General features: G+C 63.2%; 22 protein-coding genes. 8 read left to right on the forward strand and 14 right to left on the reverse strand.

The features are described 5' to 3' along the window. Window positions 1-28: 28 nt before the first annotated feature. The 7 genes from NKJ26_RS24355 to NKJ26_RS24385 all read right to left on the reverse strand — a co-directional run bounded on the left by NKJ26_RS24355 (window position 29) and on the right by NKJ26_RS24385 (window position 7,769). Window positions 29-922 carry a carbohydrate ABC transporter permease gene (locus NKJ26_RS24355; protein ID WP_352697665.1) on the reverse strand — a complete coding sequence of 298 codons (894 nt, stop codon included), beginning with the start codon at window positions 920-922 and terminating at the stop codon, window positions 29-31. A 1-nt stretch (window position 923) separates the two neighbouring features. Beyond that, a complete protein-coding gene (locus NKJ26_RS24360) occupies window positions 924-1,775 on the reverse strand; it encodes a carbohydrate ABC transporter permease (protein ID WP_502903192.1) in 852 nt (283 codons plus the stop codon). A 224-nt stretch (window positions 1,776-1,999) separates the two neighbouring features. Further along, a complete protein-coding gene (locus tag NKJ26_RS24365; RefSeq protein WP_352697667.1) occupies window positions 2,000-3,325 on the reverse strand; it encodes an ABC transporter substrate-binding protein in 1,326 nt (441 codons plus the stop codon). A 38-nt stretch (window positions 3,326-3,363) separates the two neighbouring features. Further along, window positions 3,364-4,437 carry an ABC transporter ATP-binding protein gene (locus NKJ26_RS24370; RefSeq protein WP_352697669.1) on the reverse strand — a complete coding sequence of 358 codons (1,074 nt, stop codon included), beginning with the start codon at window positions 4,435-4,437 and terminating at the stop codon, window positions 3,364-3,366. Window positions 4,438-4,939: 502 nt separating this feature from the next. Beyond that, window positions 4,940-5,941: an NADP-dependent oxidoreductase gene (locus tag NKJ26_RS24375; RefSeq protein WP_352697671.1), complete on the reverse strand. Its 1,002-nt coding sequence runs from the start codon at window positions 5,939-5,941 to the stop codon at window positions 4,940-4,942. Window positions 5,942-6,007: 66 nt separating this feature from the next. Continuing rightward, window positions 6,008-6,877: an alpha/beta fold hydrolase gene (locus tag NKJ26_RS24380; protein WP_502903190.1), complete on the reverse strand. Its 870-nt coding sequence runs from the start codon at window positions 6,875-6,877 to the stop codon at window positions 6,008-6,010. A gap of 76 nt (window positions 6,878-6,953) precedes the next feature. Continuing rightward, window positions 6,954-7,769 (reverse strand): oxidoreductase, encoded by an 816-nt coding sequence (locus NKJ26_RS24385; RefSeq protein WP_352697673.1) that lies wholly within the window; start codon window positions 7,767-7,769, stop codon window positions 6,954-6,956. A gap of 105 nt (window positions 7,770-7,874) precedes the next feature. On the opposite strand from NKJ26_RS24385, the gene NKJ26_RS24390 reads away from it, so the two are divergent. From NKJ26_RS24390 to NKJ26_RS24405, 4 genes are all read left to right on the forward strand, one after another. After that, entirely contained in the window at window positions 7,875-8,459 is a 585-nt protein-coding gene (locus NKJ26_RS24390; RefSeq protein ID WP_352697675.1) for a TetR/AcrR family transcriptional regulator, read from the forward strand. A gap of 267 nt (window positions 8,460-8,726) precedes the next feature. Then, on the forward strand, window positions 8,727-9,554 hold the full coding sequence (locus tag NKJ26_RS24395) for a transporter substrate-binding domain-containing protein (RefSeq protein WP_352607576.1): 828 nt from the start codon (window positions 8,727-8,729) through the stop codon (window positions 9,552-9,554). Window positions 9,555-9,602: 48 nt separating this feature from the next. Beyond that, window positions 9,603-10,904 (forward strand): NAD(P)/FAD-dependent oxidoreductase, encoded by a 1,302-nt coding sequence (locus NKJ26_RS24400; RefSeq protein WP_352697677.1) that lies wholly within the window; start codon window positions 9,603-9,605, stop codon window positions 10,902-10,904. Continuing rightward, window positions 10,901-11,872: an amino acid ABC transporter permease gene (locus tag NKJ26_RS24405; RefSeq protein WP_352606309.1), complete on the forward strand. Its 972-nt coding sequence runs from the start codon at window positions 10,901-10,903 to the stop codon at window positions 11,870-11,872. The genes NKJ26_RS24400 and NKJ26_RS24405 overlap by 4 nt, the downstream gene beginning before the upstream one ends. A 91-nt stretch (window positions 11,873-11,963) precedes the next feature. On the opposite strand, the gene NKJ26_RS24410 is transcribed toward NKJ26_RS24405, so the two are convergent. Both NKJ26_RS24410 and NKJ26_RS24415 read right to left on the reverse strand, forming a co-directional pair. After that, on the reverse strand, window positions 11,964-12,776 hold the full coding sequence (locus NKJ26_RS24410; protein WP_352697678.1) for a PfkB family carbohydrate kinase: 813 nt from the start codon (window positions 12,774-12,776) through the stop codon (window positions 11,964-11,966). A 38-nt stretch (window positions 12,777-12,814) separates the two neighbouring features. Then, window positions 12,815-13,828: an SIS domain-containing protein gene (locus NKJ26_RS24415; RefSeq protein ID WP_352697679.1), complete on the reverse strand. Its 1,014-nt coding sequence runs from the start codon at window positions 13,826-13,828 to the stop codon at window positions 12,815-12,817. A 182-nt stretch (window positions 13,829-14,010) separates the two neighbouring features. On the opposite strand from NKJ26_RS24415, the gene NKJ26_RS24420 reads away from it, so the two are divergent. Beyond that, window positions 14,011-14,742 carry a GntR family transcriptional regulator gene (locus NKJ26_RS24420; RefSeq protein WP_352697681.1) on the forward strand — a complete coding sequence of 244 codons (732 nt, stop codon included), beginning with the start codon at window positions 14,011-14,013 and terminating at the stop codon, window positions 14,740-14,742. A 256-nt stretch (window positions 14,743-14,998) separates the two neighbouring features. Here NKJ26_RS24420 and NKJ26_RS24425 read toward each other — a convergent pair whose 3' ends face one another. Beyond that, window positions 14,999-15,205, reverse strand: coding sequence for a hypothetical protein (locus tag NKJ26_RS24425; RefSeq protein WP_352606300.1), 207 nt, complete (start codon window positions 15,203-15,205; stop codon window positions 14,999-15,001). Window positions 15,206-15,646: 441 nt separating this feature from the next. Here NKJ26_RS24425 and NKJ26_RS24430 point away from each other — a divergent pair, with 441 nt between their 5' ends. Together NKJ26_RS24430 and NKJ26_RS24435 are read left to right on the forward strand one after the other, a co-directional pair. Continuing rightward, window positions 15,647-17,677 (forward strand): amidase, encoded by a 2,031-nt coding sequence (locus NKJ26_RS24430; protein WP_352697683.1) that lies wholly within the window; start codon window positions 15,647-15,649, stop codon window positions 17,675-17,677. A gap of 52 nt (window positions 17,678-17,729) precedes the next feature. Beyond that, window positions 17,730-18,149 (forward strand): VOC family protein, encoded by a 420-nt coding sequence (locus tag NKJ26_RS24435; RefSeq protein WP_352606296.1) that lies wholly within the window; start codon window positions 17,730-17,732, stop codon window positions 18,147-18,149. Between the two features lie 39 nt (window positions 18,150-18,188). Here NKJ26_RS24435 and NKJ26_RS24440 read toward each other — a convergent pair whose 3' ends face one another. Next, window positions 18,189-18,836: a ThuA domain-containing protein gene (locus tag NKJ26_RS24440; RefSeq protein ID WP_352606292.1), complete on the reverse strand. Its 648-nt coding sequence runs from the start codon at window positions 18,834-18,836 to the stop codon at window positions 18,189-18,191. A 47-nt stretch (window positions 18,837-18,883) separates the two neighbouring features. Next, window positions 18,884-19,906: an LLM class flavin-dependent oxidoreductase gene (locus NKJ26_RS24445; RefSeq protein WP_352697686.1), complete on the reverse strand. Its 1,023-nt coding sequence runs from the start codon at window positions 19,904-19,906 to the stop codon at window positions 18,884-18,886. Window positions 19,907-20,009: 103 nt separating this feature from the next. On the opposite strand from NKJ26_RS24445, the gene NKJ26_RS24450 reads away from it, so the two are divergent. After that, on the forward strand, window positions 20,010-21,110 hold the full coding sequence (locus NKJ26_RS24450; protein WP_352697688.1) for a CaiB/BaiF CoA transferase family protein: 1,101 nt from the start codon (window positions 20,010-20,012) through the stop codon (window positions 21,108-21,110). Between the two features lie 99 nt (window positions 21,111-21,209). Here the strand turns inward: NKJ26_RS24450 and NKJ26_RS24455 are convergent, their stop codons facing one another. Then, the gene (locus NKJ26_RS24455; RefSeq protein WP_352697690.1) at window positions 21,210-21,485 is read right to left on the reverse strand and encodes a hypothetical protein; all 276 of its coding nucleotides are present in this window, start codon (window positions 21,483-21,485) and stop codon (window positions 21,210-21,212) included. A 198-nt stretch (window positions 21,486-21,683) separates the two neighbouring features. Further along, window positions 21,684-23,180: an aldehyde dehydrogenase family protein gene (locus NKJ26_RS24460; RefSeq protein ID WP_352697692.1), complete on the reverse strand. Its 1,497-nt coding sequence runs from the start codon at window positions 23,178-23,180 to the stop codon at window positions 21,684-21,686. Window positions 23,181-23,241 lie beyond the last annotated feature (61 nt).

The following is a 23,241-nucleotide window of genomic DNA, read 5'->3' on the forward strand; positions in this document are numbered from 1 at the left end:
ACAGCGCGGTCGGCAGGACTAGGCAACCCTATTCCTTCACGGCGCCCGTCATCGAGGACACGTAGTGCTCGACGAAAAACGAATACAGCACGACCACCGGCAGCGAGCCGATCAGCGCGCCTCCCATCAGCGCTCCCCATTCGTAGACGTCGGAGCGGACCAGCTCGGTCAGCACGCCGACCGGCACGGTCTTGTTCTCGGACGATTGGATGAAGGTCAGCGCGTAGATGAACTCGTTCCATGACAGGGTGAAGGCGAATATGCCGGCCGAAATCAGCCCCGGCACCGACAGCGGCAGCACGATCTTGGTGAGGATCTGCCACCGGCTCGCCCCGTCGATGAGCGCGCATTCCTCCAGCTCGAACGGGATCGAGCGGAAGTAGCCCATCAGCAGCCATGTGCAGAACGGGATCAGGAAGGTCGGGTAGGTGAGGATCAGCGCGAACGGCGTGTCGTAGAGGCCGAGTTTGAACACCATCACCGACAGCGGAATGAACAGGATCGAGGGCGGCACGAGATAGGCGAGGAAGATGCCGAGGCCGACCTGCCGCGCCCCCGAAAACCTGAGCCTCTCGATCGCATAGGCGGCGAGAACCGCGGCCACCAGCGACAGGAATGTCGCGGCGGTCGAAATGATGACCGTATTGAGCAGCCAGCCCGGATAGGACGTCTCGAAAAGCAGGTAGCGTATGTGCTGGAATGTCGGATGCACGACCCACAGCGGATTGAAATTCGCATAGTCGGTCATCTCGACATTGGGTTTGATCGCCGTGATCGTCATCCAGTAGAACGGGAACAGCAGCACGATGACGAACACAAGCAACGGCAGGTAGACCGTCACCACCTTGCGCGGCACGCTTTGCAGGTAGCCCATGCCGCCTTCGTCGGTGTCGGCGCGCTTGCCTTCATTGATCGCGGCCATGTCAGTCTCCGCCGCCTTGCTGCCACCTGCGTCGTTGCAGGCCGAAATAGCTGAACAGGATGGCCGCCAGCAGGAAGGGGATCATGGCGACCGCGATTGCGGCCCCCTCGCCCAGCTGGCCTCCGGAAATGCCGCGTTGAAAGGACAGGGTCGCCATCAGGTGCGTGGCATTCACCGGCCCGCCCCGCGTCAGCACATAGATCAGCTGGAAGTCGGTGAAGGTGAACAACACCGAAAAGGTCATGGTGATGGCGATGATCGGCGTCAGCAGCGGCAGCGTCACGTGGCGGAACAGCTGCCATCGGCTGGCGCCGTCGAGCGTGGCGGCCTCGTAGAGCGACTGGGGGATCGTCTGCAGACCGGCAAGCAGCGTGATGGCCACGAAAGGAATGCCGCGCCAGACATTGGCGGCGATGACCGAGGCGCGCGCATTGGTCGGATCGCCGAGGAAGTTGATGCGATGATCGATGAGGCCCAGCTGCTGCAGCGCCCAGGACAGGATCGAGAACTGCGAATCGTAGATCCACCAGAAGGCGATGGCCGAAAGCACGGTCGGCACCACCCACGGCAGCAGCACCACCGCACGGAAGAACGATTTGAAAGGAAGATTTTCGTTCAGAATGAGAGCCAGCCAGAGGCCGAGCGCGAACTTCAGGATGGAAGCGCTGACCGTGTAGAGCAAGGTATTGAAGACGGAGAGCCAGAATACGTTGTCGCTCCACAGATATTGGTAGTTCTCGACGCCTATGAAAATGCCGGGCCGGCCGATGCGCGTGTCCGTGAAGCCGAGCCAAATGCCGAGCCCGAGCGGATAGGTGAGAAAAACCAGCAGCAGCGCCGCCGCCGGAAGCATGAAGCCGAAACCGAGAGCGTTCCGGCTCTCGGCCAGGCGCGACAGGATCGACGAACGCGGCTGAACGGCAACGGATGGCACGGCCATGGCGCGGGCTCCTGTTGATGCGTTCTGCAGCCAGGCGCAATCGCCAGGCGTCGCAGAAATGCGGCTAGAACCAAGAGATGGAACGGGATGCCGGGTTCAATTCAAATGCATCCCGTTCCAGTCTCCGTCGAACAGGATCAGACGCGGTAATAGCGGTTGGCGCGCTTTTCCGCCTCTTCCATGGCCTCCTGCGGCGTGGCCTGGCCCGTCACGGCCTTGGCGAACATGTCCACTAGGACATAGTCGGCCATGGTCGCGGCCGAGGCATAGCCGAGCGGCCCTGCATAGCCGTTGGGACGCAATGTCGCCGAGGCTTTCGCATAGGCCGCGTTGTTCGGGTCGGCCTTCCACACCGGATTGTTGTCGAAGGCCTTCAGCGTCTGGCAGCAATAGCCGGCCGATGACGTGACCCAGTCCGACATCTGCGGGTCCTCGAACATGAATTGTAGATATGCTTTGGCGGCGTTGGGATAGGGCGTGTAGTCGAAGATGACGGCCGTGGTCACCTGGAACAGCTCGACCGATTTGCCGACCGGGCCGATCGGCAGGTTGGTGGTGCGGATGTCCTTGGCGATCTCCGTCAGCTTCGGGTCATTGTCCTTGTTGATCTTGGCCGTGTTGTAGGCCGAGATGCCGTTGGCGATGACGCTCACTTCCCCGGCCAGGAAGGCGCGGTTGTTGTTGACGTCGAGCCAGCTTTCGGTCCCGGGAATGAAGGTCTTGTAGAGTTCCTGCGCATACTGGATGGCCTTCAGGGTCTCGGGGCTGTTGATCGTCACCTTCCCGCTTTCGTCGACCATTTGGCCGCCATGGCTCCAAAGCAGCCAATGCGCATAATTGTTGCCGTCGCCCACGCCGTGGCCATGCGTGAAGCCCGCCGGGTGCCCTTTCGCCTGCAAAGCCTTGCAAAGCTCCAGGAAGCCGGTCGTGTCCTTCGGGAATTCCGAGAAACCGGCCTCCTTCACCCAGCTTTCGCGATAGACGATGGCGTTGCCGATGGTGGCCAGAGGCAGGCCGAGGAACTTGCCCTCGCGCGTCGCGTACTGCCGCGGTCCATCGTACCAGCCGCCATATTTCGAGGCCAGATATTCGCCCAGTTCAGTAACGTCATGCAGCTTGTCGGGATACTGGTGCGGGTCGTCGAACCAGACGAACATAAGGTCCGGACCGGAGCCGACATTGGCGGCGACCGCCGCCTTGGGACGAATGTCCTCCCAGCTTTCCTTGTCGACGCGCACCTCCACACCCGTCGCTTCGGTAAACCGTTTGGTGTTTTTCAGCCATTGGTCCTCGTCGCCCTGCACGAATGGTGACCAGCGCAGCAACCTGAGCTTCGCCCCCTCCTCCGGCTTGTACTTCAGGCCTTCCTGGGCGAAGGCCGGGGAGCCGACGAAGCGGCTGCCCAAGGCTCCCGCCGCCACGCCGGCGGTGGTGCGGATCACGTCGCGTCTGGTGAATTTCATGCTCGTTTCCTCCTCTGTGTTTCCTCGTTGCGTGGCCTTTATCGCGTCTCGATGCGTTTGCCGGTTTCGCCGTGAAAGAGATGGATCAGGCCAGGTTCGACCGACAGCCGAATGGTTTCCCCTGGTGTGAAGGAATGGCGCTCCCGAAAATTCACGACGATATCCTCGCCGCCCGCCGTTCGGCCGATGATCTGCACTTCCGAACCGGTCGGCTCGATCACCACCACCGTGACCGGGATGCCATTGTCGGCCAGCCGCAAATGCTCCGGCCGTATCCCCAGCACGACTGGCTCGCCGTTGCCGATCGAGGATGGCGCGGCCAGAGGCACGGAAATGTCTCCCGCACCACGGAAGGACGGCGCTCCGTCGGTCAGGATCGTTCCCTTGAGCAGGTTCATGGCGGGCGAGCCGATGAAGCTCGCGACGAACAGGTTGTTCGGCCGGTCGTAGAGTTCCAGCGGTGGTCCGATCTGCTCGACGATGCCGTCATGCATGACCACGATCTTGTCGGCCATGGTCATGGCCTCGATCTGGTCGTGCGTGACATACACCGTCGTGGTCTTCAGCCGCTGGTGCAGTTCCTTGATCTCGGCGCGCATCTGAACCCGGAGCTTGGCATCAAGGTTGCTGAGCGGCTCGTCGAACAGGAAAACCGCCGGATCGCGCACGATGGCTCGGCCCATGGCGACGCGCTGGCGCTGCCCGCCGGAAAGCTGGCGAGGGTAGCGCGACAGCAAGGGCACCAGCCCGAGGATTTCGGCCGCCCGCTTCACACCGGCATCGCTTTCGGCCTTGGATACGCCTTTGAGCATGAGCGAGAACGCCATGTTCTCGGCAACGGTCATGTGCGGGTAGAGCGCATAGTTCTGGAAAACCATCGCGACGTCGCGCTCCTTCGGCGCAACGTTGTTGACGATCCGGTCGCCGATCGAGATCTGACCGTGCGAAATCTTTTCAAGACCGGCGATCATCCTGAGAAGGGTCGATTTTCCGCAGCCCGAGGGCCCGACCAGCGTGACGAACTCGCCGTCTTCTATGTCGACGCTGACGCCGTGAAGAATCTCGACGGCGCCGAACGACTTGTAGACATCGCCAATCGCGACAGACGCCATCGATCTCCTCCCGGATGGTTCCCGCGTCTTGGCAGGAAACCGCTTCTCTTTGGCGTTTGAAATGAATGCCGGCAAACGGCAGGAACTTCAATCCACCACTGCGGTCGGTGACCGCTCCCGAAGTCCCCCCTCGGTCACGCGACTGTGAAACGGTAGCGCTACCAAGCCGGCCTGTAAAGCAGTGGCGTACACGCCTCTTCTTTCATCACACAGAGGAAGATGCTCGACACCTGGGCACGAAGGCAAGCTCACCCCAGCCAGTCCGGTTGATTGCCGACCCTCTGTCAAATCCCGTCGAATACACATTAGAAATTTCTAAGATATATACTTCACTGTTCCTCTGGAGATCACGTCGTTGGCGAAGCAGCGATGGCGACGTTGTCATCGGCGTCACTGATGTTCGCGGTAGATGTTATCGCCTCAGCTCCGATGGCGGAGCGCTTCGACGATCACCGTCATCGCCGGCGAACTGGCAGATGTTGCATCCCCGCGGGCGTCGGAGCTATCTGACCTTGATCACGACCTTGCCCTTGGCACGTCCGCTTTCGACATAGGCCAGCGCCTCATTGGTCGCTTCGAAGGGAAAGACCCGATCGACAACTGGGCGGATCGCTCCGGATTCGATGAGGGACGTGATTTTGCCCAGCTGATCACCCTGCGCCCGCATGAACAGGAAAGAAAACTGCACGCCAAGGCGCTTGGCCTTGGCCCGAATAGCGCGGCTCAACAGGCGCAACACCAGCCTCAGCACCAAATTTAGTCCCTTTTCCCTGGCAAATTCGGGATCCGGTGGACCGGAGATGGAGATAAGCTTGCCACCCGGCTTCAGCACGCTCAGTGATTTTTCAAGCGTTTTGGCGTCCTGGCTGTTCAGGACGACATCGTAATCCGATAGGGTTTTCTCGAAGTCGTTCTTCCTGTAGTCGACGACGATATCGGCGCCGAGGCCCTTGACCAGATCGGCACTCGCCGCGCTCGCCGTGGTCGCAACCGTGGCGCCGAGGTGCTTTGCCAGCTGGATGGCGAACGTCCCCACGCCGCCGGAACCGGCCTGAATGAAGACTTTCTGTCCCTTCCTCAAATTTGCCCTTTCGATAAGCGCCTGCCAGGCTGTCAGGCCGACCAGCGGGATCGAGGCCGCCTCTTCCATGCCGAGGTTCTCTGGCTTCAAGGCCACGTCGGCTTCATTCATGGCGATGAACTCGGCGAACGTCCCGATCCGGCCGTCTCGCGGCCGCGCATAGACATCGTCGCCGGCTTTGAATTTGCGCACCTTCGATCCGACGCGGACAACCGTCCCGGCCACGTCGTGGCCCAGGATGAAGGGCCGGCGATAGGGCAGGATGAGCTTGAACTCTCCGGTTTTGACTTTGGAATCGAGGAGGTTCACCCCCGCGGCATGGATTTCGACCAGGACATCGCTGTCCCGGAGCACCGGCTCCGGCATTTCGGCTAGCCGCAGAATGCCCTTCTTGCTATATTTATCGACGACGAATGCCTTCATGGCAGTGACTTTCTGAAAGTGTTTCTTGATGTCCCCAGGGCCAGACAGCGCCCCGGCAGAGAGGCGTCAGGCATCGAGAAAGGCCAAGGCTTTCGAGACGAAATCGGCATGGTTCTGAAAGACCCCGCCATGCCCGGCATCCGGATAGATCACCAGTTGCGCTCCAGGGATACGCCGGGCGAGATCGTGGGTGTTGCCGCTTGGCACCATCCTGTCGTGATCGCCGTTCGCAACCAAGGCGGGAATGCGGATGACGCTCAGGTCTTGCGGCGCCTGCAGTCCGTAAGCCTTGATCGCCTTGAGCTGGGCGCCGAACGCGCTCAACGATATCGATTTGTCGCGGTCGGCCTGGCGCTCCGTTAGCCGCTGCAGGAAGGCTTTGGCGGCGCGGCGCCCATTCGCCGTCCTCGTGAAGAAGAGATAGTATTTCGGATCCCGAAGAGTAAGCGCCCCCTTGATCATGTCGACGATCGTCAACGGCGTCACCTTGTCGATGCCTTCGCCACCGGCCGGCCCGGTGCCGGCCAGGATCAGCTTGCGCACAAGCGTGGGTTCGGTCAGCACGATCTCCTGCGCCACGAAGCCGCCGAGCGAAAATCCGAAGAGATCGACTTCCTCGAACCCCAGTGCTCGGACAAAGGCGATCGCATCCCGTGCCATCTCGGCAATGGTCGACGGCGTTTTGCCGCCCGAAGCACCGATGCCCCTGTTGTCGAAGGCAATCACCCACCGGGTCGCAGCGAGGCCATCGACGATGCGTGGATCGAAATTGTCCAGTTGAGCGCCGAGATGGTTGAGCAGGATCACCGGCACGCCCGTCCTGGGTCCGAGTTCGCGGTAAACAAAAGCTGTGCCGCCGACATCGACGGAGCGCGTCGGCGTGTCCTGGAACAATGCCGGTGAGTGGGCCGACCGATTGAACGCGGGAGTCGGCACCTGAGTCTTGTGGGGCCTGGGCAATTGTGTTGTCGTTGCTGGTCGCATGTGCGTGAAACCTTCTGCTCGCTGTTGTTCAAACCGGCAGGCGGAACTGTTTGCGCAGGCTCTTGTCGAATAGTCCCGCAGGGGCAAAGCGGCGCAGCAGGCTGACCTGCCGCGCGGCCTTGCCGGCGGTGTAGCGGCGTCGCGGACGGGCATCGGTCGCCGCCTTGACGACCACCTGCGCCACCACTTCCGGCCGGTCGGCTACAGGCATCACATCGCGAAGAAGCGCTTCGAGGCCGGCTCGAGCCTGATCGTATTCCTTCAACCGCGAATCCGGCTCGATTCCGTTCTGGTCGAAGACAGTGCGGACGAATGCCGGCTCGATGACGGAGACGCGGATATTGAACGCACGAACCTCGTGATCGAGCGATTCCGAATAACCCTCCAGCGCGTGTTTGACCGCCGAATAGTGCGCTGAATACGGCGCGGGCACGAGGCCCAGCACCGAGCCGATATTGATGATGCGCCCTTCGCCGCGCCGCCGCATCGACGGCAACACCGCGTTGGTCATGCGGATGACACCGAACAGATTGACGTCGAACAGAGCCTGGACCTGTGCGATCGAAAATTCCTCGGCGCCTCCAAGCAGGCCGACGCCGGCATTGTTGACCAACAGGTCGATCCGGCCGGTCTGCGAAAGCACCGTCGAAACGAGTGCGGCAACGGCCTCACCGTCGGTTACGTCGCAAACCAGCATGGTCACGCCGACCGGGCCGTTGCCGGCCTTGCGGCGGCTGGTTCCGAAGACAGTGAACCCGGCCCGTACCAGGGCCTCGGCGCTGGCGCGGCCGATGCCCGAAGAGGCGCCGGTCACAACAGCGGTTTTGCCGGAATTCGCATTCATTTCGTGCTCTCCAAAGTCATGAGGACTAGCTTTTTCGTGGCGATTGAATTACAGTCGTAATATCAGATTATGATCATAATGCAATAGCAGAAAGGAATAGCAGCCATGCGCTATGACAAGGGCCGAAAGGACGCCTCACGCGACCGGATCATGGAGGCAGCAGTCGAACGATTTCGGAGTGACGGCATTGCCGCATCCGGGCTGGCAGCGATAATGGGGGACGCCGGGATGACCAACGGAGCCTTCTATCCCCACTTTCAATCCAAGGCGGAGCTTGTGCGTGAAAGCGTGGCGGCAGCCATGGAGATCCAGGCGCAGCAAGTGCAGGAAGCCTTGGCTACCGGCGGCCCGGAGTTGGCTCTGGAGGCTTATCTTTCCGCCGAGCACCGCGACAATCCGGGAAAGGGCTGCGCGTCTGCCGCACTGCTGCCCGAACTCGCGCGCCAGCCGCCGGAGACGCGTGAAATCTATACAGAGCACTTGCTGTCCCTGGTGCGTCAGTTGTCTTCGGCGCTTCCGTCTAGCAAGGATCCGGAAGGCGTTGCCCTCGGCGTCTTCGCGACGCTTTTCGGAACATTGCAATTGGCTCGAGCCGTCGAAGGCACGGATTTGTCGGACCGTATCCTCGCGGCGGGAAAAGATGCTGCGAGGACACTGATGCGGCCGCCGCAGGACGAAGCGGCCGCATGAGGTGTATTGGATGATCGAGCGCTATCCCTGCCAAGGCCGCGTCCTGCTCCATCCAGCAACCCACGTCCCTTCAAAATATCGCCGCGACGACCGTCAGGCCCACATGGTCAATACCGGGGCGTGACGTCGGGGCGGACCGGATATGATATTCGGCAGAAAACGGTTGCGGCCCCCCCAAGGCCCTTGACTCGTATCCCGGCTTACACTCAATTGACGTTGTCAGACATCTTACATACGGTTCGACAGAAAAAGCCTGGGGAGGTTTCGGTGAAGAAATTGATCGCGTGCCTGGCGTTGGCAGCCACGACATTTGCATTCGCGTCGGCGGCGTCGGCGGGAGGGACCGTGGACCGCGTCATCTCGAAGAAGGCGATGGTGGTCGCCACCAACAGCGGCTGGCCGCCGCAGAGTTTCCTCGACGACAGCAATCAACTTGTCGGCTTCGACATAGACGTCTCGAAGGAGATCGCCAAACGCCTCGGCGTCGAGGTCAGCTTCGAGACGCCGGACTGGGCGACGATGACCGGCGGCCACTGGCAAGGCCGCTACGACATCGGCGTAGGCTCGGTGACGCCTACCAAGGCCAGGGCCAGGGTGATCGATTTCCTAGGCGTCTATTATTACAGCCCGTACGTTTATGTGGTCCACAAGGACAGCAAGGCCAAATCCGTCGACGACCTGAGCGGCAAGATCATCGGCGTCGAGACCGCCACCACGTCCGAAGATTTCATCCGCCGCCAGCTCGAGATCGACGCACCAGGCCTGCCGCCGATCGAATACAAGCTCCAGCCCGGCGAGATCAGGACTTTCGCCGATTCCATGCTGCCGTTCGATGATCTGAGGCTCGGCGACGGCGTGCGCCTCAACGCGGTCATCGCCCCGGAGCAGACCGCCCAGAACGCGATCAAGAACGGCTATCCCTTGCGTATCCTCGAGGGCGGATATGCCTTCCGCGAGCCGTTGGTTGTGATCGCCGAGAAAGGCGACGCGGACTGGAACGCCAAGGTCGGCGGCATCATTGACGAGATGAAGAAGGATGGCACGCTCGCCAAGCTGACCACCAAATGGTACGGCAAGGATTATAGCGCCGACTGAGGCGCGCCGCGGGCGGCCTTTCAGCCGCCCGCCCGCATCATTTTGATCATGGCATATCCCGATACCTACTACCGACGCACACTTGCCGACGACACGGTCCGACCGCCGTTGCGAGGCGTCTGCGAATGCGACACCGTCATTGTCGGCGGCGGACTGGCCGGGCTGACGACAGCGCTGCAGCTGGCTCGTGCCGGCAGGCAGGTCGTCGTGCTCGAGGCCCAGCGCGTCGGCTTCGGCGCCTCGGGTCGCAATGGCGGCTTCGTCAGCCCCGGATTCGCCACCGATGGCGACCGCATCGCCGCGATGGCTGGCGCCGAGGCGGCGCAAAAGCTGCACCGCTTGTCGATCGAAGGCGTCGATTTCGTGCGCCAGACGATCCGCGATCTCGACATCGAGGCGGCACAGCCGCGCTCCGGCATCATGAGCGTGCTACGCCACGATGACGGCCATGCGCTGAAGGCCTATGCCGGGCAACTGGCGCGCGACTTCGACTACCGGCTCGACTATCTCGAGCGCGACCAGGTGCGCGCGGTGCTGCATTCCGACCGCTACTACCAGGCCCTGCGCGATCCCAACGCCTTTCACATGCATCCGCTCAACTACCTGCGCGCCGTTGCGGTTGAAATCGAACGGCTGGGCGGCAGGATTCACGAAGGGTCGGGCGCCGTCCACGCTGAGCTTCGCAGCGCGGAAAAGATCGTGCGCACAGATCGCGGTGAAGTGCGCGCCCGCCAGGCGGTATTCGCGACCGGCGGCTATACGGGGCCGCTGGTCGCGCGACTGAAGCGTGCTTTCCTGCCGATAGCGACTTACGTGATGGTGAGCGAAGAAGCGCCCGAACTCATCGCCAGGGCGATCACGACGACCGACGCTATCGGCGACAACCGCCGCGCCGGCGACTATTACCGTGTCGTGGACGGCGGCAAACGGCTGCTCTGGGGCGGGCGCATCACCACAAGAACAGCCTCGCCGGCGGCGTTGGCCGGGGAATTGCGCCGCGAGATGGTGACGACCTACCCCCAACTCGAACAGCTCAAGACCGAACTCGCCTGGTCGGGACTGATGTCCTACGCCCGCCACCTGATGCCCCAGATCGGCGAATTGCAGCCGGGCGTCTGGTATCTCACGGCTTTTGGCGGTCATGGCCTCAACAGCACGGCGGTCGCCGGCAAGCTGGTTGCCGAAGCCATACTGGGCGAGTCGGACCGTTACCGGCTGTTCGCGCCGTTCGGGCTCGCCTGGGCGGGCGGCCCGGCCGGGCTTGCCGTCGCGCAGCTCACCTACTGGAAGCTGCAGGCACAGGACTGGTGGCGCGAACGGCCCCGCCGACCACAGGAGCTTAAAGCGTGATCGGCCGACTGTTGCTCAACTACCCGGACGCGGCGCGCCGCATCGGCTTGCTCTTCGTGCTCGCCGCCTTCGCCGCCGGCCTGTACGGCCTCGGCATCAAGCCGGACTGGATCGGCAAGCTCGTCCCGGGCTCGATCGACTGGCTTGGTGCCAATCCCGCGGCCGGCCGCGTGGTCTCGGCGGTGCTGATCGCGCTGATCGTGGCGGCGAACTGGAAGGCTTTGCAGTATCTCAGCCGCAAGCAGCAGATCGTGGCGGTGTGGATCGAGCTGTTCGTGCTGTTGATGCTGTTCTTCTATTCCTTCGACCTGTCCTTCACCTTCATCGCCAAGAAGATCGGCTTTCTCATCTCGAAGGGCGTGGTGACGACGCTCTACATCTCCGCCATTTCGATCGCCATCGCCACAATCATCGCCTTCCTCGGCGCCATTGCCAAGCTTTCCAGGAACGGCGTGGTCTACGGGTTGGCGACCTTCTACACCTCGCTGTTTCGTGGCCTGCCGCTGCTGATGCAGATCTACATCATCTATCTCGGCCTGCCGCAGGTCGGCTATGTCATCGGCGCGGTGCCGGCTGGCATCATGGCGCTGTCGCTCTGCTACGGCGCGTACATGACCGAGATTTTCCGCGCCGGCATCGAAAGCATTTCGCGCGGCCAGACTGAGGGCGCCACCGCACTCGGCCTCAGCGCCAACCAGACGATGTTCCTGGTCATCCTGCCGCAGGCCATGCGTGTCATCGTGCCGCCGACCGGCAACCAGTTCATCGCGATGCTGAAAGATTCCTCGCTGGTCTCGGTGGTCGGGGTCTGGGAGATCATGTATCTCGCGCGCACGCAGGGCCAGACCGAGTTCCGCCACATCGAGATGCTCATCACCGCCTCGATGATCTACTGGCTGCTCTCGATGGGTCTCGAATTCCTGCAGTCGCGCATCGAGGAACGGTTCGGGCGCTCGCTCAAGCGCTGAACAGGAGCAATTCCAGGAAAGTGTGAAACGGTTTTCCGTCCGGAATTGCGTAAAGATATGAGGTTCGTCGTCCGTGAAACGGTGAACGCTCTTAGAGCGGCCACGCCTCCTGCGGAAAACCGCCGAGATGGCCGCAGGTCAGCGCGGCGCGGTCGCGCCCGCTATCCAGGCATTGCAGCAGCGGCCGCTTGGCGAGCCAAGCGGTCAGAAACCCGGCAATGAAACTGTCGCCAGCGCCGGTCGTGTCGACGACCTCGACAGCGTGAATGCCGGTTTCGGCGCGCGCGTTCGCGGTCAGCGCCATCGATCCGGCCGCACCGCGCATGACGACTGCGCATTGAGCGCCGCGCGACAGAAGATCGGCCGCCATCGCTTCCGCCGCGCCGCGGTCTTCCGTGGCCGAGCCGAAGGCGACGCTCAGCCCCGTCACGCCGAGATTGGCCGGATCGGCGTTGACCGAAATGTCCTGCGAGACGCTACCCCCTGCCCGCGCAAGGCGCCGGCGCAAGACGCCGCCATCGTTCAGCCAGCCGATATGGACGTGGTCCATCGCTTCTAGAATCGCCAGCTCCGCGTCGTCGGGCACATAATGCGCGCAGGCGCCGAAATCCTCGGCGGCAATCACGCGCTCGCCGGAAGGCAGGACCGCAATGTCGGTCCAGGCGGTGTTCTCGTCGCAGAGGCGCAGGTGTTCGGTCGACACCCCGTTTGCCGTCAGCGCCGCTTTTGTGTGCCGGCCTTCGGCATCGCGGCCCACCGCGCCGAAATAGAAGCTCTTATGGCCGAGCCGGGCGAGCTGGACGGCAACATTGACCGCGTTGCCGCCGACCAGCCGCCGGTTCACCGGCGGGCCGAGACGGTCGATGCAGTTGTCGCCGACGGTGGCGAAACGAAAGCATGCCATATTCTGGTGCCCCGGCTGAGCGCCCCGATAGGGTGCACTCAATAGGCAACGCGCTTGTAATAACGGCGCGTCGTCAAGGGATGGTTGCGTATCATTTCGAGATGGGCGCTGATACGTTCAAGCACGGTGGCGAGCACGATCGGCGAGACCAGCGCCCGCACATCGGGCGAAATGCCGGGCAGCGCGAAATCGGCTGTATCGAGCACGGTCATCCCATTCGTATAGCCGGGAACGAATTTCTCGACCCGGTCGGCGAGCGGCCGGGCACTGTCCTCGCCTTTGAAGAGGACGACGCTGACGCCTTTTTCCACCAGCTCCAGCGTGCCATGGAAGAAATCCGAGGCGTGCACCGGACGTGTGCGTATCCACTGCATCTCTTCCAGGATGCACATGCCGTAATACCAAGCCTGCGGCCAGACATTACCGGCGCCGGTCATGATGTGGTAGTCGCTGGCCGCGAGCTTGCGGGCGAATTCGACGGCTTTCTGTTCATAGCCCTGCTTTACGGCCAGCAGCAAATCCGGAAGGCGCTCCAGTTCGGCAAAAATCCGGTCCGCTTCGGCAAGCTCGCCGCGATGCTTCAGCACCGACAGCGCGATGAACAGCGACTGCAGATAGAAGGACTCGCAGGACGTGTCGTCCTCGGCGAAGTTGACGAAGACATGGTCGCCGCCCTTGCCGAGCGGCGTGTCCGCGTGCCCGACCAACGTGATCACCGTAGCGCCGATCTGCTTGAGCTTGGCCAGCAGCGCGACGCTCTCCTTGGTGGTGCCGGAGAGCGAGGGCAGCACGACAATCGACTTTTCCGTCAAGTTGACCGATTGAGCGAGTTCCAGCTCTGCCGTCACGTCGATAGAGGCCGGGAAGCGCGACCTGCGCTGCAACAGCTGCGCGGCCGGCTGCATGAGTATCGCCGCGCCACCGGTGCCAAGAAAGAAAATGTTTTCCGCTCCGGCGGTCAGGCATTGCGCCACGGCGGCGTCGATACCCTCGCGCAGGGCCACCGCCCCCGATTGAATGCGTAAAAATCTGGCTTCGTCGAAATTGAGCATCGCACCCTCACATAAGTTGTAAGACAACTGACATCTCGGCGTCCGCATTTCAAGTGATTTTCGCGCGCCGAACACAGGACGGTTTTCGAGGCAGGCAACGTCCTGGAACGAAATGGCTCTGCTTGACCTCGTCGCCTTTGTCAGACAACAAAGGGAATGTTGGCATAATGGGGATGAGCATCTTGGACGAACCGCTTCGCGACGCGCGCACTTTGGCGGTCCAGCTCCGCGAACGCCTCGCCAACCTCATCAGAGCCGAGGGACTCAAGCCCGGCGACAAGCTGCCCACCGAGGCCCAATTGACACAGCGCTTCCGCATCTCGCGCCCGGCGTTGCGCGAGGCGCTGAAGCTGCTCGAACAGGACGGTCTCATTTCTGTCACCCACGGGCTCGGCCGCTTCGTCACCGCTAGTGCCTCCGTCGAGGTCGACCGGCCGATCACCGTGTTCGAGAGCGTGACAGACATGTCGCGCCACTATGGCTACGAGACCACCAACAAAGTGCTGTCCATCGCCGAGGATACGCCGGATCCAATGGTGCGGCAGCAGCTGCGATTGGCCGAGGGGGAACGCGTCATCCGGCTGGAGCGGCTGCGGCTCCACCATGATGAACCGCTGATGTATTCGCTCGACTACATCCCGCGCAGCTTGATCCCGGCGCGCATTTTCGACATCGACTGGAGCGGTTCGCTGCTTTCGCTCCTCGAACAGCACCGGCACAGGCCGCGCATGTCGGCTGCCTCGGTTTCGGCGGTGATGTTGCCCGACGAAGTCGTGCAGCGTAACGATCTGCGCGACTTCGGGCCGGCGCTGCTGATTACCGAGACCTGCTTCGACGCGACCGGGACGCCGGTCGTCCATGCCGCCGTCTACCATCGCGGCAGCCGGTTCTCCTTCAGCTTCGCCCGCAGGTGATTTCGGCCCGCGCCAGGCGCCTGCTCGCCGCAGAAGATCGGCCGCAATATCCCCGCGTCAGCCGGCGCTCGGTGATCATGATCGCCGACCGCAGCGCCGATTCCATTTGCGCACCGACCGGCTGACTGGCAGGCTGCACGGCCGGCAGCGTCCCGGTCGATCCGAGATCCAGGAAAAGTACAGGAAGGTTCTCGGTCCGGAATTGCGCCAAGACAAAGCGACAGGTTCATTGTCTCCGTGTGGGACGATGAACGATCTAGACGTCGAGGCTAACCATCATGCCACGCATTTCGGCCATCTCCAGCAGCAGGTCCTGCAGCTTCTCATGCGTGGCCGCAGCGCCGGTGAGCGTCAAAAGCTCGGCAATGCTCTCCTTCATCGATATGCTGGCGGCGCCGGTTTTCTCTGCGAGCAGCCGTCCGATGGCTGCTCGGATCAGGTCATCCTGATCGGACATCGTCATCTCTCAATGCTCCACAACCTTCAGCCCCCTCTAAGACCGATAATGACGGCAGCAATGCTAAGTTGCAAATCTCGTCCCCACAAAGTGGCCGTAAAACACCCGCGTCAGCCAAATTCCCTTTGATCGGATGGTTTTTTCGCGCCGCAATTGTGCGGCCAAGCCAAAGTGGCCGGGCTGGCGCGCCTATCGTGGGTTGACCGCACCGCATTGTCATCGCACCACGTTTCGGCGATGCGCGGGCTCGTCCGCGAGCCGGCGCGTGTCGTGGCGGACATCGCGCCAATGGCGGTGCCAGCACCAGTGTCACCTTCGACTATGGCCATTTCGCTTAATGCTATGATGCGGTAGTCGACGATACGGCAACCGACGATCGCGATTGGCTCTTGCCGAAGCCGGCGGCCTCGCTCATCCATGGCGTGCAAACAACAGCCTGGAACAGTGATGACCGATGCCAACCTTCATCTAGTCGAAGCGACGATCGAGCAATTGCGCCGCGCACTCGATGACGGCCTCGTCACCAGCGTCGAACTGGTCGGGGCATATCTGAGGCGCATCGCGCATTTCGACCGGCACGGCATCAGCCTCAACGCTGTGCCGGTGCTCAACCCCCGCATGTTCGAGGAGGCTGCCGCTTCCGACCAAAGGCGCAGCAACGGCGCCGTACTCGGGCCGCTCGACGGCATTCCCTACACCGCCAAGGACAGCTACAAGGTCGCCGGGTTGACGGTGGCCGCCGGATCGCCGGCCTTCGAACATCTCGTCGCCAACGAAGATGCCTTTACCATTGCGCGGCTGCGCGCCGGCGGTGCCGTGCTGATCGGCCTGACCAACATGCCGCCAATGGCCAATGGCGGCATGCAGCGCGGCGTCTATGGCCGAGCCGAGAGCCCCTACAATGCCGACTACCTGACCGCCGCCTTCGCGTCTGGTTCGTCCAACGGCTCCGGCACGGCGACATCAGCCAGCTTCTGCGCCTTCGGGCTCGGAGAGGAAACCTGGTCGTCCGGCCGCGCGCCGGCCAGCAACAACGCGCTGGTCGCCTACACGCCCTCGCGCGGCGTCATTTCGGTGCGCGGCAACTGGCCCTTGGTGCCGAGCATGGACGTCGTGGTGCCGCATACACGCAGCATGCCCGACATGCTCGAACTGCTCGACGTCATCGTCTCCGACGATGCGGACACGAGAGGCGATTTCTGGCGCGCGCAGCCCTGGGTCAAGCTGCCGAAAAGCGCCGACGTGCGGCCGCCGCAACGCTATACCGATCTGACGCTTGCGGGGTCGCTGAAAGGCATGCGGCTCGGCGTGCCCAGAATGTATGTCGGCCGCGACAGCGGGGCCGACCGGCCGATCGAAACCCGCGCCTCGGTGCTTGCCCTCTGGGATCGGGCGGCGACGGATCTGAGGCGGCTTGGCGCCGAGGTGGTAGAAGTCGACTTTCCCATTGTTTCCAACTATGAGCGCGACCGCCCCGGCGCGCGCACCATGGTCGAGCGCGGGCTCGTGCCACGGGACTTCGCCGACCGGGAAATCTGGGATCTCTGCATCTGGGGCTGGGACGATTTTCTGCGCGCCAATGCCGATCCTGCGCTGCCCGATCTCGCCTCGGTCGACGGTCCGAAGATCTTCCCGCAGCCACCGGGCACGCTGCCCGACCGCTACGATGGCGGCTTCGACCTGGCGGACTATGTCGAACGCGCGAAATCCGGCGTCACGCCTTTCGCCGATATTCCAACGCTCGAGGACGGGCTGAAGGGGCTGGAGGCGACACGGCGGCTCGATTTCGAGGACTGGCTGGACGCGAACAGGCTCGACGCCGTGGTGCTGCCCGCCGCAGCCGATGTCGGACCGGCCGACGCCGACATCGACCAAGCGTCCGCAGCGCTTGCCTGGCGCAACGGCACCTGGGTCGCCAACGGCAATCTGGTGTGGCGGCATTTCGGCATCCCGACCGTCACCGTGCCGATGGGCACCATGGCCGATATTGGCATGCCGGTCGGCCTGACCTTCGCCGGCAAGGCCTATGATGATGAAAGATTGCTGCGCATGGCCGGCGATTTCGAGCACTCGACGCAACGCCGCACGCGCCCGCCGCGCACGCCCGAACTGGCCGACGATATCTTTTCGCGCCGCGCCGCACAGGCTGGCACTGGCAAGGCGCGTTCGCTCGCCATAACACTTGCCGCAGAGACAAACACTTCTGGCGATCAGCATGAAATCTTCATCGCACTCGACCTGCCCGCCGAGGCAACAGGGGCCGACACTGCCGGCGTCAAGGTGCACGTCAATGGAGAGCCCTTGGCGCTGCAGCGGAGCGGCACGGGTTTCAGCGGGCGCGCGCTCGTGCCAGCCGTCGAGCATGCGCGCTTGCACAGTGTCTGGCGCGGCTCCTACGGCTCGATCGTGACAGCGGTGGTGCGGCTGGAGGACGGGCGCACCGCTGGCGCCTATGTGGTCACTGGGGGGATCGGCTGATGATAGGCTGCCGCCTCAATGCCACACTCACGATACAAAAAGAGGCTCAGCCATGATCAAAGTGAAGCAACTCGCCCATGTCTGTATCTTCGCCAACGATCTGGATGAGACACGGCAATTTTACGAGGACGTCCTGGGCATAAACATCCAGTTCAATTTCCTGCGCGACGGCCAGGTTTTCGGTTTTTATCTCAATTGCGGCGGACGCAGCCATGTCGAGGTTTTCCGGAAGGACGCAGCGCGGTTCAGCGAGACCGACCAGATCAACCATTTCTGTCTGGAGGTCGAAGACATCGACGCCGCGATCGCACACATCGCGTCCATGGGCGTGGCGGTCACCGCCAAGAAACTCGCCTGCGATGACACCTATCAGGCCTGGCTCAGCGACCCCAACGGCGTGAAGATCGAATTGTTCGAATACACCGGCAAAAGCGCGCAGTTCACCGGAGGCGACCGCATCGCCGATTGGTAGAGCCTGACGGAAATTCAATGATCTGCGGCAATTTTGCCGCTATCCCCGCGTGGCCCAGAGCAGGCCTCGCTCGACGATAAGTGCCATTTCCGGCACCGCGAACTCGTCCGCGGTGTGACCAAGCGAACTGTAGAAAACCTTTCCCATGCCATATCTGCGCTTCCAGACTACCGGCATGACGACGCCGCCGATGCCAGGGAAATGCGCCTCGGTGAAGGTGGTCGTCGCCAGCACTTCGTTGCTCGGATCGACATGCATGTAATACTGCTCCGACCGGTAGGCGAAATCACTGACGCCGCTGGTGATCGGGTCGTCCGGCCTGGAGATGGCAACCTGGTAGTCGATGATGTCGCCGGGATGTGCGACCCACTGGCCACCGGTCATGAACTGGTAGTCGGGTTCGTTACGGAAGCTGTCGCCCATCGTGCCGTGGAAACCGCCGAGCCCAGTTCCCTGGCGGACCGCGCGCGTCAGGTTCTGAAGCTCGGTCTTTTCGATCGTCGACATCGTGATGACAGGAACGATGAGATCGAACGAGGCCAGCTCCGGATCGGCGAACATCGCCGTTCCCTGGCCGAACGTGACGGCGAACCCGTTGCGCTCAAGCATTGCGCGGATGACGCTGGCGCTGCGCTCGGGCGTATGGCCTTCCCAGCCTCCCCAGGCAATCAAGGCCTTCTTCGGCATGCGGTGCACCTCCCTGGATTATCGGTCGTGATCGATGGTTGCCGGCTCTAGCGCCAGCCCAGGGCCGGCGCGACATGGGTCAGGATTGCCTCGATGACATGGGCGTTGTAATCGACACCGAGTTGGTTGGGCACGGTGAGCAGCAGGGTGTCGGCCTCGGCGATTGCCTCGTCCGCCGCCAGTTCCTTGATCAGCACGTCCGGTTCGGCGGCGTAGCTGCGCCCGAAAATCGCCCTTGTGTTTTCCTCGATGAAGCCGATCGGGTCGCGGCTCTCATTGCCGCGTCCGAAATAGGCCCTGTCGCGATCGTCGATCAACGCGAAGATGCTGCGGCTGACCGAGACGCGCGGCTCGCGCTGATGGCCGGCCGCCTTCCAGGCCTCGCGGTAAACCCGGATCTGCTCGGCCTGCTGGATGTGGAAAGGCTTGCCGGTCTCATCGAATTTGAGCGTCGAGCTTTGCAGGTTCATCCCTAGTTTCGCCGCCCATTCCGAGGTGGCGTTGGTGGCAGCACCCCACCAGATGCGCTCGCGCAGGCCTTCGGAATGCGGCTCCAGCCGCAAGAGACCGGGCGGATTGGGAAACATCGGCCGCGGATTGGGCTGGGCAAACCCTTCGCCCCGCAGCGTGTCGAGGAAGACTTCCGCGTGATGCCGAGCCATGTCGGCGTCGCTTTTGCCTTCCTGCGGCACGTAGCCGAAATAGCGCCAGCCATCGATGACCTGTTCGGGCGAGCCGCGGCTGATGCCGAGCTGCAGGCGCCCGCCGGCGATGATGTCGGCGGCACCCGCGTCCTCGGCCATGTAGAGCGGATTCTCGTAACGCATGTCGATGACCGCCGTGCCGATCTCGATGCGGCTGGTCTTGGCGCCGACGGCCGCCAGCAGCGGAAATGGCGAGGCCAGCTGGCGCGCAAAGTGATGCACGCGGAAATAGGCCCCGTCCGCGCCCAGCTGCTCGGCGGCAACGGCCAAATCGATGGACTGCAAGAGCGCGTCCGACGCCGACCGCGTCTGCGATTGCGACGAGGGCGTCCAGTGCCCGAATGACAGAAAACCGATTTTCTTCATGCCTTGCGATATATGGAAAGCACGGGTGGAATGCAAAGCCGTTCGCGCGGGCCGCCGCGGAGGGTAAGCCGCGACGGACCGATGCTCGCCAAGGGAGGAGCCGATGCTGAAGGGAATCCGCATCGTGGAAATCGAGGCGCTGGGGCCGGCACCCTTCGCCGGCATGCTGCTCGCCGACCTCGGCGCCGAAGTCGTCGTCGTCCACCGCAAGCACGCCTCCGCGCCCGGCCTGCCCGAGCGCTCGCTGCTCGACCGCGGCAAACGCTCGATCATGCTCGATCTGAAAGACGCGGAAGATGTCGCCGTGCTGATGCGCCTGATCGCCACCGCGGACGGCCTGATCGAGGGGTTCCGGCCCGGCGTGATGGAGCGTCTCGGGCTTGGGCCGGATGCCTGTCTGGCGGTCAACCCCGGGCTGATATACGGCCGCATGACGGGCTGGGGGCAGGACGGGCCGCTCGCCCGCACCGCCGGACACGACATGAACTACATCGGCGTATCGGGTGCGCTCTGGTACGCCTCCTTGCCGGGAGAACCTCCGATGGCGCCGCCGACGCTGGTCGGCGACATAGGTGGCGGTGCGCTTTATCTGGTGATCGGCATGCTTGCCGGTATCATCAGCGCACGCGCCGGCGGCCGAGGCACCGTCGTCGACGCGGCCGTCGTTGACGGCTCGGCCCACATGATGAACCTGCTGATGTCGCTCGGCCAATCCGGCTCTCTCGTCACCGAGCGCGGCCGTAGCCTTCTGGACGGGCCGCACTGGTGTCGTGTCTACCGCGCCGCCGACGGTGGCTTCATAAGCGTCCAGTGTGTCGAGCCGAAATTCTATGCGCTCTTCCTCGACAGGCTTGGCTTGACCGGCGATGCCCAGTTCGTCCGGCAGTTCGACCGCGATCTCTGGCTGGGGCTCGGCCGCAGGCTGGCGGCGATATTTGCCGCGAAACCCCGCGACGAATGGATCAGCCTGTTCGAGGGCTCGGACGCCTGCGTCGGGCCAGTGCTCAGCCCGCAGGAAGCGGCTCGCCATCCGCACATGGCCGCGCGCGGCTCGTGGCAGGCGGTCGACGGCGTGCTGCAGGCGGCCGCTGCCCCGCGCTTTGCCGGACGACCTGACTGGATACCGGCGAAAAGTCCCGCGCGCGGCGAGCACGACGCCGAGATATGCGCCGAACTGGCGGATCCCCAGGCGACAAATCGCTGAAGCCTATGGCAGTCTGCAGTCGTGGAATTCGCCATTGATCTCCGGGCTGACGAGGACCCGCCGATGCCGGATAGCGTCTGCCGGGGAATCAATCGCCGGCTATTTCCCGCAATGGTGATCGTTGATCTTGTTCAGCGCATTCGCGTCCGGCCCGACCCGATGATAGGAACAGGCGCCGACGGCGGTGGTGACCAGCTGCCGGTCATAATAACGCGGGCCGCCGAACAGGATGTCGATGATATCGCCATGGGCGGGAACGTAGCGTTCCTGCCCGGCTTCGTAGTGGCGATGCTTGGCGCCGGCGAATGCCGAAGTGGACGCGCCGCAGCCGATCGCAAAAGCCAGAGCACAGATCGCAAACCGTCTCGTTGCCATCGAGAAATACCCTCCTGGCCGTTGAAATTTCATCATACATGCAAAATCGCCAGCTGAACAAAAGTTCCTAAGGGACCGCTCGTTGGCAGGGCCTCGCTGCTGCTCCGCCGTGGGAGGAAGCGGTTTGCGCTTCGACCGATTCCTCGCGGTGCGGCGCGCCATCAGCAGGCCGGCCTCACCTGAACATCGGCAAACCACTTAGTCTGTCTGGATCCAGACCGACTTGGTTTCCAGATATTCGTGCAGATGCTCGATGCCGCCTTCCCGGCCATAGCCGGACATCTTCATGCCGCCGAACGGCACAGCGGGGTCGATGGCATGATACATGTTGACCCAGATGGAGCCGGCCTTGACGCGGCGGGCGAGCTTGTGCGCCGTGCCGAGATGGCTCGTGAATATGCCGGCCGCCAGGCCGTAGGGCGTCGCGTTGGCGCGGGTGACGGCTTCGTCGAGCGTGTCGAACGGCATGGCGGAAATCACCGGGCCGAAGATCTCTTCGCGCGCGATGGTCATCTGGTCCGACACGGCACCGAACACGGTGGGCGCGATGAAATTGCCGCCGTCATAGAGATCGCCCGTCAGCCGCGATCCGCCGGCGACCAGCTTCGCACCCTCGTCGCTGCCCGCCCTGATGTAATCCTCCACCTTGCCGGTCTGGCGGGCATTGATGAGCGGCCCGATTTCCGTCTCCGCCTCGATGCCGTGGCCGATACGCAGCCTGCCGGCGAAATCGGCCAGCCGGCGCACGAACTCGTCATGGATTTCGCGCGCCACGAACAGTCGCGAACCGGCGATGCAGATCTGGCCCGAATGCACGAAAACCGCCATCGCAGCGATCGGAACAGTCTTGTCGATGTCGGCGTCGCGGCAGACGATGAGCGGCGACTTGCCGCCGAGCTCCAGCGAAACGCGCTTGAGATTGGCCACGCTCGCCCGGGCGACGGCTTGGCCGGTCAGCGTCGAGCCGGTGAAGACGATCTTGTTCACGTCGGGATGTTCCGCCAACCGCGCGCCCGCTTCCGCCCCGGTGCCGGTGACGATGTTGACCACGCCGTCGGGCACACCAGCTTCCTGCATCAGCCGCGCGATCAGCAGCGGCGTCAGCGACGCATCCTCGGAGGGCTTCAGCACGATGGTGCAGCCCGTGGCGAGCGCCGGGGCGATCTTCCAGATCGACGCGGCGGTCGGAGCGTTCCAGGGAATGATCGCGCCGACGACGCCCACAGGCTCGCGCCGGGTGAAGGTGACGATCTCGCCGGGGATCGAATTGTCGATGGCCTCGCCATGCAGCGCGGTCGCCATGCCGGCGTAGAAGCGCAGCATGCCGATGACGCGGCGCCTGTTGGCGAGCGTGCGCGTGATCGGCAGGCCCATATCGAGCGTGTCGGAGACGCAGAGCTCCTCCCAATCGTTCTCAAACAGATCGGCGACGCGTAAGAGCACGCATTGCCGCTCATAGGGGGAGAATCTGGACCACGGGCCTTCGAATGCGGTACGCGCGGCCGCCACCGCCGCATCGATATCGGCGGCCGCGCCGCGCGGCACCGTCGCCAGCACCTCCCCTGTCGCCGGGTTCAGCGCCTGCATCTCCTCGCCGGACTGCGCGGCGACCCACTTGCCGCCGATCAACATCGGCCGGAATTCGCCATGGTAAAGCGTCTGGGCCGTTGCCCTGGGGTCGAAGTTCAGCGTCATCCCTTCCTCCTCGCGATTCCGTCGCAATTACTACCCCGACGCGGTCGAAAGCGCGTCGTGC

Origin of the sequence: Mesorhizobium sp. M0152, assembly GCF_040322415.1 — a bacterium.
Taxonomy (GTDB): Bacteria; Pseudomonadota; Alphaproteobacteria; order Rhizobiales; family Rhizobiaceae; genus Mesorhizobium.

Coding starts and splice junctions, on each gene's coding strand:
- NKJ26_RS24355 (WP_352697665.1), bottom strand. CDS start 922: ATGGCCGCGATCAATGAAGGCAAGCGCGCCGACACCGACGAAGGCGGC.
- NKJ26_RS24360 (WP_502903192.1), bottom strand. CDS start 1,775: ATGCTTCCGGCGGCGGCGCTGCTGCTGGTTTTTCTCACCTATCCGCTC.
- NKJ26_RS24365 (WP_352697667.1), bottom strand. CDS start 3,325: ATGAAATTCACCAGACGCGACGTGATCCGCACCACCGCCGGCGTGGCG.
- NKJ26_RS24370 (WP_352697669.1), bottom strand. CDS start 4,437: ATGGCGTCTGTCGCGATTGGCGATGTCTACAAGTCGTTCGGCGCCGTC.
- NKJ26_RS24375 (WP_352697671.1), bottom strand. CDS start 5,941: ATGAAGGCATTCGTCGTCGATAAATATAGCAAGAAGGGCATTCTGCGG.
- NKJ26_RS24385 (WP_352697673.1), bottom strand. CDS start 7,769: ATGAATGCGAATTCCGGCAAAACCGCTGTTGTGACCGGCGCCTCTTCG.
- NKJ26_RS24390 (WP_352697675.1), top strand. CDS start 7,875: ATGCGCTATGACAAGGGCCGAAAGGACGCCTCACGCGACCGGATCATG.
- NKJ26_RS24400 (WP_352697677.1), top strand. CDS start 9,603: ATGGCATATCCCGATACCTACTACCGACGCACACTTGCCGACGACACG.
- NKJ26_RS24410 (WP_352697678.1), bottom strand. CDS start 12,776: ATGGCATGCTTTCGTTTCGCCACCGTCGGCGACAACTGCATCGACCGT.
- NKJ26_RS24415 (WP_352697679.1), bottom strand. CDS start 13,828: ATGCTCAATTTCGACGAAGCCAGATTTTTACGCATTCAATCGGGGGCG.
- NKJ26_RS24425 (WP_352606300.1), bottom strand. CDS start 15,205: ATGACGATGTCCGATCAGGATGACCTGATCCGAGCAGCCATCGGACGG.
- NKJ26_RS24430 (WP_352697683.1), top strand. CDS start 15,647: ATGACCGATGCCAACCTTCATCTAGTCGAAGCGACGATCGAGCAATTG.
- NKJ26_RS24435 (WP_352606296.1), top strand. CDS start 17,730: ATGATCAAAGTGAAGCAACTCGCCCATGTCTGTATCTTCGCCAACGAT.
- NKJ26_RS24440 (WP_352606292.1), bottom strand. CDS start 18,836: ATGCCGAAGAAGGCCTTGATTGCCTGGGGAGGCTGGGAAGGCCATACG.
- NKJ26_RS24445 (WP_352697686.1), bottom strand. CDS start 19,906: ATGAAGAAAATCGGTTTTCTGTCATTCGGGCACTGGACGCCCTCGTCG.
- NKJ26_RS24450 (WP_352697688.1), top strand. CDS start 20,010: ATGCTGAAGGGAATCCGCATCGTGGAAATCGAGGCGCTGGGGCCGGCA.
- NKJ26_RS24455 (WP_352697690.1), bottom strand. CDS start 21,485: ATGGCAACGAGACGGTTTGCGATCTGTGCTCTGGCTTTTGCGATCGGC.
- NKJ26_RS24460 (WP_352697692.1), bottom strand. CDS start 23,180: ATGACGCTGAACTTCGACCCCAGGGCAACGGCCCAGACGCTTTACCAT.